Origin of the sequence: Cupriavidus necator A5-1 (genome assembly GCF_000744095.1) — a bacterium.
Classification (GTDB): domain Bacteria; phylum Pseudomonadota; class Gammaproteobacteria; order Burkholderiales; family Burkholderiaceae; genus Cupriavidus; species Cupriavidus necator_A.
Genome location: NZ_JQLI01000008.1, coordinates 2,301,997 through 2,315,751, shown reverse-complemented (window position 1 = coordinate 2,315,751; position 13,755 = coordinate 2,301,997). Strand labels below are relative to the sequence as shown.

General features: G+C 59.4%; 13 protein-coding genes and 1 pseudogene. 7 read left to right on the top strand and 7 right to left on the bottom strand.

Going from position 1 to position 13,755, the window contains the following annotated elements:
• Positions 1-528 precede the first annotated feature (528 nt).
• On the bottom strand, positions 529-1,776 hold the full coding sequence (locus K307_RS34825; RefSeq protein ID WP_063771724.1) for a serine hydrolase domain-containing protein: 1,248 nt from the start codon (positions 1,774-1,776) through the stop codon (positions 529-531).
• Positions 1,777-2,443: 667 nt separating this feature from the next.
• Between K307_RS34825 and K307_RS46830 the strand changes: the two genes are divergently transcribed.
• The gene (locus K307_RS46830) at positions 2,444-2,632 is read left to right on the top strand and encodes a hypothetical protein (protein WP_080745323.1); all 189 of its coding nucleotides are present in this window, start codon (positions 2,444-2,446) and stop codon (positions 2,630-2,632) included.
• Between the two features lie 267 nt (positions 2,633-2,899).
• On the opposite strand, the gene K307_RS48170 is transcribed toward K307_RS46830, so the two are convergent.
• A complete protein-coding gene (locus K307_RS48170) occupies positions 2,900-3,373 on the bottom strand; it encodes a hypothetical protein (RefSeq protein WP_155301322.1) in 474 nt (157 codons plus the stop codon).
• A 112-nt stretch (positions 3,374-3,485) separates the two neighbouring features.
• Positions 3,486-3,800: a LexA family protein gene (locus tag K307_RS34820; protein ID WP_022540044.1), complete on the bottom strand. Its 315-nt coding sequence runs from the start codon at positions 3,798-3,800 to the stop codon at positions 3,486-3,488.
• 48 nt (positions 3,801-3,848) lie between these two features.
• Here K307_RS34820 and K307_RS34815 point away from each other — a divergent pair, with 48 nt between their 5' ends.
• Positions 3,849-4,976 (top strand): IS630 family transposase, encoded by a 1,128-nt coding sequence (locus tag K307_RS34815; protein WP_042882497.1) that lies wholly within the window; start codon positions 3,849-3,851, stop codon positions 4,974-4,976.
• A gap of 525 nt (positions 4,977-5,501) precedes the next feature.
• On the opposite strand, the gene K307_RS34810 is transcribed toward K307_RS34815, so the two are convergent.
• Entirely contained in the window at positions 5,502-5,882 is a 381-nt protein-coding gene (locus tag K307_RS34810; protein ID WP_042885590.1) for an OsmC family protein, read from the bottom strand.
• A 708-nt stretch (positions 5,883-6,590) separates the two neighbouring features.
• Here K307_RS34810 and K307_RS34805 point away from each other — a divergent pair.
• The 4 genes and pseudogenes from K307_RS34805 to K307_RS34785 all read left to right on the top strand — a co-directional run bounded on the left by K307_RS34805 (position 6,591) and on the right by K307_RS34785 (position 10,620).
• A complete protein-coding gene (locus tag K307_RS34805) occupies positions 6,591-7,289 on the top strand; it encodes a hydrolase (protein ID WP_042885589.1) in 699 nt (232 codons plus the stop codon).
• Positions 7,290-7,616: 327 nt separating this feature from the next.
• Positions 7,617-8,345, top strand: coding sequence for a YoaK family protein (locus K307_RS34795; protein ID WP_042885587.1), 729 nt, complete (start codon positions 7,617-7,619; stop codon positions 8,343-8,345).
• Between the two features lie 12 nt (positions 8,346-8,357).
• Positions 8,358-8,957, top strand: coding sequence for a TMEM175 family protein (locus K307_RS34790; protein ID WP_042885586.1), 600 nt, complete (start codon positions 8,358-8,360; stop codon positions 8,955-8,957).
• A 569-nt stretch (positions 8,958-9,526) separates the two neighbouring features.
• A pseudogene (locus K307_RS34785) lies at positions 9,527-10,620 on the top strand (IS110 family transposase).
• Between the two features lie 273 nt (positions 10,621-10,893).
• On the opposite strand, the gene K307_RS34780 reads toward K307_RS34785, so the two are convergent.
• The 3 genes from K307_RS34780 to K307_RS34770 form a co-directional block, all read right to left on the bottom strand.
• The gene (locus tag K307_RS34780; protein ID WP_042885585.1) at positions 10,894-11,325 is read right to left on the bottom strand and encodes a nuclear transport factor 2 family protein; all 432 of its coding nucleotides are present in this window, start codon (positions 11,323-11,325) and stop codon (positions 10,894-10,896) included.
• Positions 11,326-11,739: 414 nt separating this feature from the next.
• On the bottom strand, positions 11,740-12,192 hold the full coding sequence (locus tag K307_RS46820; protein ID WP_080745321.1) for a nuclear transport factor 2 family protein: 453 nt from the start codon (positions 12,190-12,192) through the stop codon (positions 11,740-11,742).
• A 496-nt stretch (positions 12,193-12,688) separates the two neighbouring features.
• Positions 12,689-13,276 (bottom strand): TetR/AcrR family transcriptional regulator, encoded by a 588-nt coding sequence (locus K307_RS34770; RefSeq protein ID WP_042885584.1) that lies wholly within the window; start codon positions 13,274-13,276, stop codon positions 12,689-12,691.
• A gap of 169 nt (positions 13,277-13,445) precedes the next feature.
• Here K307_RS34770 and K307_RS34765 point away from each other — a divergent pair, with 169 nt between their 5' ends.
• Entirely contained in the window at positions 13,446-13,694 is a 249-nt protein-coding gene (locus K307_RS34765; protein WP_042885583.1) for a hypothetical protein, read from the top strand.
• Positions 13,695-13,755 lie beyond the last annotated feature (61 nt).

Genomic DNA, 13,755 nt, shown 5'->3' with positions numbered 1-13,755 from the left:
GTTGCAGTGCTCGATTGAACAGACGCATGGAGCGTGCCGGTTGCGGAGAATGGCCAGGGGACTGTCGAGGTGGCCGCGCAAACGCCGGGTTTCCGGGCGGGACGGTCGGTATGACCGCGGCGTGGCGAAACGCAACGCGGCGTGGAGTGTTGGAAGGCATCCGGCAGTGCCACGAACCTGTACAGTGCTACCCAACACCTACAAGCGGCGCGACTAATGCAGGACCCGGCGCACTGTGACGCCGCTGACGAGGCGGAGGCGCTGCTTCTCTCCGCGGGCCGCATGGGCGCGCCCGGGCCTATCGGAGCGCCATCGGCCTCGAATCCGATCCGGTGATGCGCCGGTTCCTGCAAGCAGAGCCTTTCGCGAGCCCGGCAATTCGGGCAGACGCGAAGGACGGCATTGGGTCGCTATGCAAACCTCTGCATAGAGCAGAGGGTGCAGATCTCCGCATAGCTTCGATCTGCACATAGGGTCGGGAAGAGCCGATTGCTCACTGCAAACGACTCATCGCATTGAGTTCGCGCTTTACCAGCTACCGTAGTGGCGGACGACACCCCGCCAAAACGCGTCCGCATCTTTGGCGAGTGTTGTCTGCCCCGCCTTGGCAGTCGCGTTCACCGCCGCCTGTACCATGACCAGCTTCAATTCGGGATCGATGAGCATCATCTGACCGTACACACCGAGGAGGGCAAAGCGCCGTTTCTCGCCGGGAAAGATCCAGAACTGGTAACCATAGCCATAATAGGGAGTCGCCTTGCCGGGCTGGAATGCCTGCGGGATTCGGCGCCAATCCGTGCTATCCAGCAAATATTCCCTCGGCACAATCTGCTTCTGTTGCGGATCGTCTGGGCGAACACCGTTGCTCGCCAAGACAATGCCTAAGCGCCCATAGTCCCGCAGTGTTGCGTTGAAGTTCCCTGCCGCCCGCTCCATCCCTGTACCATCGGCCCGCCAAAGCGCCGAGTTTTCCGCCCCGATGGGCTGCCACAGGCGCGGCGTCAGGTATTCGCTGAGCGTCATGCCAGTGGCGCGATGCACGACTGTTGCGAGAATATCGGTCTCGGCGCTCGAATAAGAGAATCGCGTGCCTTGAGGCGCCTCCCGCTCGGTGATGAGCTTTGCGGCTGCCTCCACACCCTCGCGTTGCGCTGCCCGGCCAAAGCGCGCCAGATCGTCGTGGCCGTCGTAGTTCTCGGTGAAGCGCACCCCCGACGACATGCGCAACAGGTTGCGGATCGTGGTGCCGCCGTATAGCGTGCCGGTCAGCTTTGGGGCGTAGCGTTCGGCAGGATCATCCAGTGAGGCGATCTTTCCTTCCTGGAGCGCAAAGCCCACTGCCAGGGAGGTAATCGACTTGGTCATCGAATTGGATAGAAACCGCTGCGACGGTTTACGCTCATACTGGTACCGCTCCACCTGAATCACGCCATCCTTGATAATCAACAGGCCCATGATTCGTTGGCGAGCCAGATAGTCGTCAACCGTCAGCCGTTTGAGATGATCCACGTCCCAGCGGATGGACGGTTCGCTGTCGCTGTGCGACAGAACCATGGGCGCGACGCTTGGGGCAAGCACATTCATCTTGATGCCCGGAATGTCACCCTGCGCGGAGAAAGAGCCCACCCTAACCGACTCCTCGTAGAAGAAATTCCCAAGTGTTCCGAGCGGATACCCTTTGGCTCTACCTAGCCTGTCTTCATCGGGTGCGGCACCCGCCGAGCTTGCAAAGGCTACCACAAGCAGAGCGACGGTAATTTTTTGCGAGGATGGCATGCTTCTCTATGTTATGAGTCCGCCATGGGTAGGCGCCCAATCGGGCTGGGCTGATGAATTGATGCGGACGCGGGCAACTGATACTCCATCGGCTTCCTTCTACGGAAACGTCTGCTCCAATCTAGCAGCCAAGCGGCGCTAGACTGCCTGAGCGCTGCCCTGGAAGCATATCGCACCAGAACGGCCAGGTGTTCTCGCCAGCCGAATTGGTTCGAATCAGCAGGCTGCCGAACCGCTCACCAAAGCGCCGCACGGTGGGAATTGCGGAATTGCTGTGTCAATCCCTGCATCAACCATGAGGGCATTGCCGGCCTGAGGCGCCAGGCATCCAGCTAGTCGACCGCTTACGGCCCAATCGACTGGGCCACTAACCGGTGGTGGCGGTTTCCGGCCAGCAACGGCCTGTTGGGGGAGGTGTACCTTCAGTCCTGCATGTCCATACGGCGTACCTTGTGGTGTGCGCGTCCATGGGCCTTCCCGTTACCGGCTATCGGCTTCTACGAGCCAAACTACGAATCCGGTAGGGCCGTACGCTGGCGCATCGGGCTTGCCGGCGGCAACCGTTCGCCATTGCCGGCATCCACCAGAACGAGCACATGGCGTGTTCAGGAAGGCGGCATAATCGCCGTGCCTTTTCGGACTAAAATCCTCTGAGGAGGTGCCAATCATGTCAGCTCTCAGGCGCATAGATCCAGGTCATCCCGCCTACCAGGCCGCGCTGCATAGGACGACCCGCTACCCTGCGGAGCACGTCACGTTGACGGCTAGCTCCAGGAAGAGGCTGCGCCCCTGTGTGCCGCATCGCAAGGTCGGGCGCGGCAAGGTCGGCATCGGCGGCAAGCGCAGCGGCAAGTAGGGCGTGAAGCGCTGATCACCACGGCGCGACAACGCGCCGTTATATCACGGCCGCAGCAGACCAGACGACCGACGGTTCCTGTGCCCGTATGCCGCCCGACCGCACTATTGTGCTTCGATTAGGCTGCTGCTGGTAACAGTTACCGCTATTGAGAAACCATGCCGACTGTGAGCACGGACCCCGGCAAGGCAAGACGCGGCATGGTGATCCCGCAACGCGAAGAGTTGATGCGAAGCGGACGGAGATGTTGCCTTGGCAGTCCCTGATTCAACTCTGCCGGCAGTACATTACTGTCGCACAAAGTAGGGACTGATTCAGAATAATGCCAAGTGAAACAAGTCCTAATCCGATTAGAAACGTCTCCAAATTCTGTTTCGGGTGAAGGAAGGTCCAACACATTGCAATGACTGCCCCAATGGCGCCTCCCGGAAGGGAAAATAGATAGCCAAGCCAACTCATACTGTCCGGATGTTCGCGGGAAAATACCCACCAGCCAAACGCTGCCAAATATAGCGCAAGCCCCAGACCAACTCCACCAGTCAGTGCTGCCGGCGCACGATACCAACACATCAGCCCTAGAATGGCGGCATGAGGCAACCAGTAGAAGCGGAAGTTTCCCCAGAAGTAAGGCCCTGTTGGCGATAGAGCCGCTGCAACAATGAGCCCGGAAATACCGCCCACTACCAATAGAGATAGCTTCGTAATGCGCTCACCCAAATCGGAAACCATGACGGTACCCATTCCGAATAACTCCTCAATGACGGCACGCTTCTGACTCTCCTAGCGTCCCCGACCGACGAGCACGTATCTGTTCGCCATCCCACAGTCGACAGCCTTCACGGAACCGCGCCTACTAGTACCGCTGCACAGAGGTTATGACAGTTTGGCTGGGTTGTAGGACAGGCAAGCAGTTGTGGTCAACGAGCAGTTCGATGGTGCGAGCGATGCCTGCTTGGCGGCGGATCAACCCATTGCGTTCGAGGTTGAGCACCATCTGATGGACGGAAGGAGCCGTGACGGCGAAGAAGCGCTGCATGTCGCGCTCGGCCGGAGAGCGGCCGTTTATCAAGCTGTAGGCCCATATGAAGGCGAGATACTGACCTTGCTTGTCGGTGAAGCTCGGGCAGGCTGAGCGCTCGCCAGACAATGGAAGCGATTTCTGATTCATTCGGAACCCCCGCAGTCGAAGGAGGCCCCCCAGAAGGAGGCCATCCGAATGAATCTACGCTATCGAGTCGAGCTCGACCAATCCGAGCGTGAGGCGCTCGCTGCCATGCTAAGCGGCGGCAAGCATGCGGCACGCAAGCTCAAGCGAGCGCAAATCCTGCTTGCAGCGCACGCTGGCCAGGATGACGCGAGCATCGCAGCCACCGTGGCGGTTGGCGAATCCACGGTGTACCGCACCAAGCGCCGCTTCGTGGAGACGGGTCTGGAAGCGGCGCTGAACGAACAGGCTCGACCCGGGGCGCAGCGCAAGCTCAGCGGCAAGGAAGAGGCCCTGCTGATTGCCACCGCCTGCACCAACCCGCCACCGGGACGTGCGCGCTGGACGCTGGAATTGCTCGCCGACACGCTCGTCAAACTGACCGAGCACGAAGAGCTATCGCGCGAGACGGTACGCCGGCGCCTGGCCGAGAACGATCTGAAGCCCTGGCGCAAGAACATGTGGTGCATTCCCAAGATCGACGCGGAGTACGTTGCACGCATGGAAGACGTGCTCGACCTGTATGCCGAAACCCCGGACCCGCAACACCCGGTGGTGTGCTTCGATGAAAGCCCGACCCAGCTCATCGGCGAGGTACGCCAACCGATTCCGGCCGAGCCGGGTAAGCCTTTGCGCTACGACTGCGAATACAAGCGCAACGGCACCGCTAATCTGTTCGTCTTCCTCGATGCGCACCGTAGCTGGCGCAAGGTGAAAGTCACCGAACGGAGAACGGCAGATGACTTCGCCCAGTGCATGCGCGACCTGGTCGATATCCACTACCCCCAGGCACCGCGCATCCGGGTCGTGCTGGACAATCTGTCGACCCACACGCCGGCTGCCCTCTACCAAGCCCTGCCACCAGCAGAGGCACGCCGCATCCTGCAGCGGATCGAATTCCACTACACCCCCAAGCACGCCAGCTGGCTCAACATGGTCGAGATCGAAATCGGCGTGCTGCGAAGCCAGTGCCTGGATCGCCGCATCGACTGCCGCGATCGGCTGATCACCGAGGTCGCGGCTTGGGAGCAACTGCGAAACGCCAGCGGCGCTCGCATCAACTGGATGTTCTCTACCGAAACGGCACGGGAGAAATTGGCCAAAGCCTACCCAGTACCGACCTCTGACAAACCGTCATAACCTCTGTGCAGTGGTACTAGAGCGATTTCGCTACTTCGTTTTGGGGCGCCGCCGCGTAACCCCAGATTCGTCTCGCCTAGCCTGTTGCCGGAGTACGGTTGCCGGCATATCCTCCTGCGGCCACCGCTGCCCCTTGGGTGTCCGCTGCGCGATCTGAGCGTCTGCTCCGGGTCGGTCAGAGACGGTCGCAGTTTGCGGAGGGAATCCGACCGAGATCCGCAGCCACTTCCAGCCATTCGCTCGAACGCTCTAGCGGACACGCGAACGTCAGGTCCACTCGGACAAAAATTGAATTCATGATACCGGTCACGACGCGCTTCGTCAGCGCACCTGCTAGACCCCACGCGCCTCAACCGGGATCGGTGTCAGGACGGGGTAGATCTGGTGCCTGCGCTCTCCGGCACCGTCTGCGTGCTACTGGATCATATGAGCGTCCTCCTCGCGAGAGCGGAGTCCGGTGGATTCATCGCCAAGTGCCGTCAGCTTCGGGAAGTTTGGAGGTGGTTTGCGTGAACCAGAGCAGCGTCACGCGAGGCGAGTTTCGATCGGCAACCCGGATTTCAACGTCTTCGTAACGGGCGTGCGCTCGGCAATTTCCGCCAGACGCGCTTTCTGACTGTCCTCCAAGCCCTTGATCACAAGCGTCCGCACGATTCGCCGCTCGTCCGTCCCGACAAGCCGCAGGGAAACATCGAGCGACTCAAGGGCCCAACCTTTGCGTTCGGCATACATTTTGAGCGTGATGGCGGTGCACGCTCCAAGGCTTGCAAGCAATAGATCGTAGGGGGCCGGTCCAGCCCCTTGCCCGCCGAGAGCGGGGGGTTCATCGGCCGTGATTGCATGGCCGCTTACGACGATGTCCGTGCGATAGGGCGTCGATCCAATCTGTGCGGTACCGTGTGTCATGGTTTCTGTCTCTTCTACACGACGATGTGAAATGTGGGATGAACTGGTTGTCCTTGAGTATCTTCACAAAGCGTCTGATATACCAATCAACCTTTGGTATGGTCGATCGGCTCGGCGGCATCGTGGGATGGTCGAATCGAGCCGGCGATCCAGGCCTTCACGTTCCCGGATCCGCCATGCTGCCTGGTGCTTGATGTTCGCGTGCGCGGGCCGAGCGGACTCGATCTGCAAGCGAGGCTGACGCAGATGGGCGTGCACGTACCGAAAAGATAGGAATTATCGGCAGGCGACGATCGCCACTCTCCCCACAATTGGCCGAAGCGGCCAGATTGGGATTCGACTCTTGTCGACTGCTGAGCCAGGGACGGGATCATCAAGAGCCCCAATTCGTAGAAAAGGGCAAACGACGGCCTTGCGTCAGACCCGCCGCTGGAAATGCACCGCGCCCCCTATTGCTGCGCTCATGATTTCGGGCCGTGGCCGCTCCTTTCACTTGCGATTGACTGGTTCGCGCCTTGATCCCCGCGGCCTCGTACAATCCCCACAGATATCAAATTTTTTGAATAACATTGACAATCCAGATTGGCTGTTTGTGCACTTGCCTTCGCTATAGTTCTGCACATGGACGGCGCGACACCGCAACAGAGCGAAACAGCGCAGCCAGACAGAACCTCAAAATAATTGAATCGATTTCCACCGGAGAACACCATGTCGAACGCCAAGCTTGAAGTCCTGACCCCCCGCAACAGCCAGCTCATCATCATCGACCACCAGCCGCAGATGGCCTTCGGCGTGCAGTCGATGGACCGCCAGACCATGAAGAACAACGTCGTGGGCCTGGCCAAGGCCGCGAAGGTCTTCGACGTGCCGACCACGATCACCACCGTCGAAAGCGATTCGTTCTCCGGCTATACCTATCCGGAACTGCTCGACGTCTTCCCCGGCAAGCAAACCCTGGAGCGCACTTCGATGAACTCCTGGGACGACCAGAAGGTGCGCGACGCACTGGCCGCCAATGGCCGCAAGAAGGTCGTCGTGGCCGGCCTGTGGACCGAGGTCTGCAACACCACCTTCGCGCTGTGCGCGATGCTCGAAGGCAACTACGAGATCTATATGGTGGCCGACGCCTCGGGCGGCACGACCAAGGAAGCGCATGACTACGCCATGCAGCGCATGGTCCAGGCAGGCGTGGTGCCCGTGACCTGGCAACAGGTCATGCTGGAATGGCAACGCGACTGGAAGAACCGCGAAACGTACGACGAGGTGATGGCCGTGGCCAAGGAACACTCGGGCGCCTATGGCATGGGGGTCGACTATGCCTATACGATGGTCCACAAGGCCGCGCAACGCACGGCAACCACGCACGAATCGCTGGCTCCCGTGCACGCGCCGGTCATCGACCGCTGATGCATGTCCGCCGCCAGTCATCCCTCGGAGCGCACAAGATGATTCCAGGTCGAAGCGTGGCCAACGGCGCCCTCCTGCTGGGAAGCTGGCTGGCCATCAGCGCCTCTAGCGTAGCGGCGGCAGCGATCGTCGCCAAGACGCTGATCGCATGATCGCCCCCCCGCGGGGGAAACCCTCCCCCGCGGGCATGCCCCTGCAAGACAAGCAAGCGACGACAATGCTACCGGCGAGCGTTTGCCACCCTTCAGCATTGCCGGATCGGCCGAACGCCCAGAGTTGGGCGAGTGCAAGGGGCCGCTGCTCCCATTTACCGGATGGATCTCAACCATGAGCGCAAACGTCAACGCATCAAACAATACAGAAACAAGCGAAAATCTCAGCCTCTGGGAAATATGCAAAGCGCCAATCCTTCTTACTATTGTGGGCGGCGCCATCGACACGATCGGCTTTATTGCGCTGCTGGGCTTCTTCACTGCGCACGTCACCGGAAACCTGGTGCTCGCGGGAGCGGCATTCGTCAAAGGCGGGGCCGGCTTATGGATTAAGCTTGGCGCCATACCACTCTTTATTGTCACGGTCATCATCAGCAAGATGCTGATTGACCGCAACCAGCAAACCCACCAGACCCACCAGACCTTAGGTTGGCTGTTTGTTGCCGAAGCAGTCTTCTTGCTGGGTTTCATGGCCGCCGGCCTGTATCTCGAACCGTTCGAGAATCCGGATGGCGCGGGCCTTGCTTTGACCGGAGGCCTTGGCCTTGTCGCGCTTGCCGTCCGAAATACTGCCAGCAAGACACTGATCAAGTACATCAGTCCCAGCACTATGATGACCGGGAACACCACACAACTGGGTATCGATCTGTCAAACTACTTGCGTGCCAGGACACGCGCCAATTTCCAAGATCTTCTCAAAAGCGCAAGTGTTGTTGTCGGTTTTGTGATCGGTGCTTTCCTGGGTGCATCCCTCTATGTGACGATCGGATTTTGGAGTGTCTTCCCATTTATTCTACCCATCGCATATATGGCGCGCGTGGCATTTCGCAACCAATTTAGATGAGTGAATGACAGCATGAGCATCAGCAAGAACAGGCTTGAATCATTTAGCGATGGGGTCATTTCCGTAAGCTTGACACTCATGCTGTTTCAATTACAGGTTCCAGAAGGATTCTCACTTAAAGATATCCTGAATAATGCCTATAATTTCTTCGGTTATGTACTAAGCTTTGTTTACGTCGGAATATACTGGAACAATCATCATCACCTATTTCAAGTTGCCCGTGGCATCAACGGCAAAATTATGTGGGCGAACCTCCACTTGCTATTTTGGCTAAGCATGATTCCATTCACCACCACCTGGACTGGAAAATCTGGCTTCGCGGAAGCGCCGACGGCAATGTATGCATTTGTCCTATTCATGTGCGCCGTCTCTTACGCGCTGCTCACCAAACTCATCATAAACTACGACGGCGAACATTCCGCACTTAGACAGGCCATCGGAAACGACCTCAAAGGGAAGCTCTCCATCCCAATCTACGCATTAGCGATCCTGGCCAGTTTTTTCAGCAGCGTAGCTTCGTTTTTTATACTGACCTTAATGGCTGGCGTATGGTTCGCTCCTGATTCCCGCATTGAAAAATATCTGCTCGGTAACAAAACCCACGAGCCCTGACGGTATGGGGCTTAGGATTGAGCCAGATGCACGAGCCCAGGACTCGGAGCATGTCATGCCCGTTGCCACATCCGGAACAAGAAAGCATCGGCCTGATTGACATAAATGCTCGCGCTCGGACACGGGCTGCGCCCGAAAGAATGCGAAGTCAGAAAGAAAGAATGAGGTCGGTCAGAATGTCAATGGCGCCACCCGTGACGCCACCTACCAACTACCAACTACCAACTACCAACTACCAACTACCAACTACCAACTACCAACTACCAACTACCAACTACCAACTACCAACTACAAATCCTACTCCCCGCCGCCGGCACCTCAAGGGACGCCCCCGAGCGGGGCCGAGAAGTGACCGGCCTGGTCTGCGGACCCGGACTTCCGCTCTCGGCCAGGAACGGTCCTTCACCGCTACCCAAGGAACGACCGAAGTACCTTTGGCTGCGGCCTCAAAACGCAGAGTTAAGGAAGGTCTGCGCAACACGAATTTACGCAGATCTCCGACTGAGATGGACCCGACGCCTCCCTTCGGGGGACACTATCGGCCTCAACCTGACACGTGGAGGTTCATCATGGAAATCGACATCCTCGGCATCGATCTCGCCAAACATGTGTTCCAGCTCCATGGCGCCGACCGCCGCGGACGGCCTGTGCATCGAGCAAAGGTCTCGCGTGGCTTGCTCCTGGTGGCGGTGCGTACACTGAAGCCAGCGATGGTTGTTATGGAAGCCTGCAGTACACGCACCACTGGGCACGGCGCTTCCAGTCGCTCGGCATTGAGGTTCGGCTGATCAGCCCACAGTATGTGTCGCCCTTCGTCAAGACCAACAAAAATGACCGCAACGACGCCGAGGCGATCGTCGAAGCCGCCAGCCGGCCCGCCATGCGTTTCGTTACCGTCAAATCGGTTGAGCAACAGGACATTCAGGCTGCGCACCGCATGCGTGCGATCCTGCTACGCCACCGTACCGCCATGATCAACCAGATGCGCGGCCTGCTCGGCGAGCGCGGACTGACGATTTCGCGCTCCCCAGAGGGGTTCAAGCGTGCAATCCCGGAACTGCTTAGCAAGAGCGCCGACGAACTGGCGTCGTTCTGCCAGACGCTGCTGACTGAACTGCTGCAGCACCTGCATGCGATCGAGGAGCGAGTCCACCTGATCGAAACATCGATCCAATCGTTCATGAAGCGATCCGCGCTGTGCAAGAAGATCGCGGAAGTGCCTGGCATCGGCCCGATCACCGCCACGGCTATGGTCGCCGCCGTCGGCGATGCCAAGCAATTCAGGAACGGCCGACATTTGGCGGCCTGGCTCGGCCTGGTGCCACGTCAGTACTCCTCGGGCGGCATGCCTCGTCTGCACGGCATCAGCCGGCGCGGCGACACATACTTGCGGACCCTGCTCATCCACGGGGCCCGGGCGGTCCTCCGCTACGCAACGAGAAAAGTTGATCCGCAGAGCGTCTGGCTGCAGCAGCTGATTGCGCGACGCGGCCACAACTGTGCGGCAGTCGCTCTGGCCAACAAAAACGCCCGCATCATCCAGGCGCTGCTCAGCAGCGACTCGACCTATGACCTATATGAAGCGAAGCGCGGCAGCATAGCCCAAAACCGCTTGCAGGGAGGGAATACCCACGCAGGTTTGCGAAGCTTCTCAAAGCGATGACGAAATTGGTTGAACCAGCATCCTAAAGCCTGTTTTTCGTGCCGGCTGCCGTGTTCGGCGAGCCGTGAATTTGCTAAGGACGGGATGCGCGGATCTCATCGAGGCTGCGGGCGTGCTTCGGCAAGCGCCCATTGGGCAAGCCGGATACATGCATGCAGACCGTTTCGACATCACGAACAAGAAGCTTGCAAAAGGCGTCGGGTCCATACATGCACGAAAAGTACGATTACCCCGTTTAGTACAAAGCTGTATCTTGGTCGCAGGCCTACTAGACTAGGACAACACCGAGAAATCGCCGCTGAACAGGTCCCACCGCGCATCGCGCCGTACAATGCGCCAGCCTTCGGGCCGGCGCTCCCAGCGATCGGTATATTCGCCATTGGTATCCAGGAACAAATGCGATTTTTCGCCTGCACCCTGGTGGCGAGCCTGGACATAGCTGCGGCTGAGCGCCATATCGCCCTCGACCTCCGTCTGTATGCTGCCCAGCAAGTGCTGGGACGGACCGCAGGGGCCCAGGAATTTCCTGAAATTCTCCAGCAACGCAGCCCCGCCCGCTCTCTCACCGCCGTCGCCGTAGTCGAACGTCAGATCGTCCGCGAACACTTCGCCGATCCTCTGCCATTCGCGGCGGTCGAGGATGCGTGCGAACAGGCCGAGACGATGCAAGATTTCGCGCTCGTCTAGCAAAGCTTGCAGGTTCATGTTTCCTCCTGTGTGGAATCACCGTGGCTTTTTTAGTGCTACCCAAGCCGCGAACCGCATGCCATCAGAGGGCATCAGGGCGGCGGGCGATTGCCCAGCACCGTCACGGCGGCGATGCCCCGGCTTTGCAGGCAGGCGTCGTCGCAATAGGTCAGCGCGGCGTCCACCGCCGCCCGGATATCCGTCTCGGCTGCCGCGGGGGCTGAAGCACGTTCTCTAGCGCCGTCCTCCCTGGCGGGAGGCCAGGCCGTCATCAGGCCGGCGAAAACCCAGCGCCAGCACCGCGCCGGCGCCCAACAGACATGTGATGCGATATCGAGCCTTCACGACGGTCTCCTCTGTGCTCGTATCCCTTTATTTCCCGCTGTCGTGCTCTTGTGGCGCTACGCTGGCGCCGGCACGGCCTCATGGACTTCACTGTAGCCACTGGAGCAAAGCGTTTCCTCGTCCAAGCAGACTAGGGTCGATCCCGTAGACCCGCGTGCCGTGAACCGAGGGACTGGATTTGCGATGACAGGGGAAATCGGGGAAACGCCAGGGGAACAGCCGCCTATTCGCCATACAGCCGCCCGAGTGCCCCTGCATTTGCGCATACACCGCGAAGCTCAAGGCTGCGGCGTTGCCGTGCGAACCCCGGGGCGCCGCCACCACGTCCAGCCGCGCGCCGAGCGAGGTCGCGTGCCGGTAGAAAGCGAGGATGGCCTCTCGCCCGGCGACGACGGGGCTGCCCACGGGATCCTCCACGGTCGCGTCGTCGGCAAACAGCGCTACCACGCGCCCCGCGTCCGCCGCATTGAAAGCGGCCACGTAGTCGAGCAAGGCGGCCTTCATGGCGGCGCTCCTGCTCGTGGTCATGTCGGTGGTCATTGCCTTCCTCGTTGAAGATGAAGGGGGTTGGCCGGGATTCGCAAATATCTTAAGCTTCAGATATTTTCGAATCCCGGCCAACCCTCTATCACCGACGCGCTGCGCGCCGTTGCGCTGGTGTCCGCTGTGTGCGCGTTCGCCGGAGCGGGTCTCGCGGTGGCGACCATCCAACCCCGCAGGTGATATGCCTCGTGTCGCCGGACGCGTCCATTGCCTATCGGCGCCCTCCCCTCAACTAGCCGAAGTCGGCCATCAGGCGACATTCGATCATGCCCTCGGCGGACGTTCAGACGTCGGCTCCTCGCTGCAATCGGTCGATCTAGGAAGATTGGCTGTGCAATCCCAAGCCGCAAAAGAGTGTACCGACTGTGGCCCCCTGAACAGTTTTGCGGGACGCGGATGTGCAGACGGCCCGCCAACTGGCGGGCCGTCTCAACGAGGCTACGGGGCAATAAGCAGCCTGCGCGGGCGCAGTACTTTCGCTTAGTTGTCTGTGTCAGGCAGCTTTGGCTCTGCGCCTGGTTGAGGCGCCCTCTTCGATTCGCGCCAGTACGCGCTTGCCCGAATCAACCACCGTGGAATCATGCGTCATCTGATAGCGCACAATCATGCCTTCTACGCAGATCATCGCATCTCCGGCGACGGTAGCAGGTGACTGCAGCCCGAGGCGGCCAGCGAGTTCAGAAATGTACCGCTCCATTGAGTGCTTATGGGATACGGCCTGCTGAAGGTGCCCAGAGTCTCCCGTGGATCCGGCTTCGGCTACCACATTGATGAAGGCGCAACCACGGAAGTCTTCCTGCGCGAACCATTCACCCAAGGCTTCTGCGAGGACGGACAGCTCGGCACGCTGAGCAAAACGAGCCTCCACGTCTTCGACAAACCAGCGCATCCAGAAGTCATGACGACGGTCCAGGAACGCCGCAATGAGTTCGTTCTTGGAGGCGAAATGCCGGTAAAGCGACATTTTCGCAACGCCTGACTCGGCAATGATCTTGTCGATGCCTGTGGCACGGAACCCGTCCTGATAGAACAAGCGCGCCGCAGTTTCCAATATCCGGTCGCGTGCGGAAGGTTGTGACATTTCAGCCCCTTTTTGACCCACTCGATGCCTCTAGTATCGCAGACAGACCTGTCTCTGCAAAGGTACCGGGAGACATGAGAAATTTTCTTGACAGACAGATCTGTCTACACCATTATAGATACAGAACGGTCTACATCATATCAAAGGTCGATGCTTCAAGGAGACTGCCATGCGCTACTCACATTCCCAAGTCGCCCTCCTTCATCAAGCTCTGCAGGCGGATAAATCGAACCTGGCCACATGGCGCTGGTACAGCGATCTGGTCGACAGCCAGCGCCTCGTGCTTCGCCTCAATGAAGACCAGTGGGTCGTCGCAATTGACGGTAGTGACTTTGCGTGCGCGGAGGGCCTGTACGCGGCCGTGCGTTGGGCGCACATCATGACGCACTCGGGCGGTTACATCACGTTCGCGGCGTAAGCGAGCGGATTAGGAATCTGCCTGTGCACGGGCTAATCGCCACACCAAGCATTTGAAAACA

Bases quoted from the DNA above. Each gene is read 5' to 3' on its own strand.
- K307_RS34825 (WP_063771724.1), bottom strand. From the start codon at position 1,776: ATGCCATCCTCGCAAAAAATTACCGTCGCTCTGCTTGTGGTAGCCTTT.
- K307_RS46830 (WP_080745323.1), top strand. From the start codon at position 2,444: ATGTCAGCTCTCAGGCGCATAGATCCAGGTCATCCCGCCTACCAGGCC.
- K307_RS48170 (WP_155301322.1), bottom strand. From the start codon at position 3,373: ATGGGTACCGTCATGGTTTCCGATTTGGGTGAGCGCATTACGAAGCTA.
- K307_RS34820 (WP_022540044.1), bottom strand. From the start codon at position 3,800: ATGAATCAGAAATCGCTTCCATTGTCTGGCGAGCGCTCAGCCTGCCCG.
- K307_RS34815 (WP_042882497.1), top strand. From the start codon at position 3,849: ATGAATCTACGCTATCGAGTCGAGCTCGACCAATCCGAGCGTGAGGCG.
- K307_RS34810 (WP_042885590.1), bottom strand. From the start codon at position 5,882: ATGACACACGGTACCGCACAGATTGGATCGACGCCCTATCGCACGGAC.
- K307_RS34805 (WP_042885589.1), top strand. From the start codon at position 6,591: ATGTCGAACGCCAAGCTTGAAGTCCTGACCCCCCGCAACAGCCAGCTC.
- K307_RS34795 (WP_042885587.1), top strand. From the start codon at position 7,617: ATGAGCGCAAACGTCAACGCATCAAACAATACAGAAACAAGCGAAAAT.
- K307_RS34790 (WP_042885586.1), top strand. From the start codon at position 8,358: ATGAGCATCAGCAAGAACAGGCTTGAATCATTTAGCGATGGGGTCATT.
- K307_RS34780 (WP_042885585.1), bottom strand. From the start codon at position 11,325: ATGAACCTGCAAGCTTTGCTAGACGAGCGCGAAATCTTGCATCGTCTC.
- K307_RS46820 (WP_080745321.1), bottom strand. From the start codon at position 12,192: ATGACCACCGACATGACCACGAGCAGGAGCGCCGCCATGAAGGCCGCC.
- K307_RS34770 (WP_042885584.1), bottom strand. From the start codon at position 13,276: ATGTCACAACCTTCCGCACGCGACCGGATATTGGAAACTGCGGCGCGC.
- K307_RS34765 (WP_042885583.1), top strand. From the start codon at position 13,446: ATGCGCTACTCACATTCCCAAGTCGCCCTCCTTCATCAAGCTCTGCAG.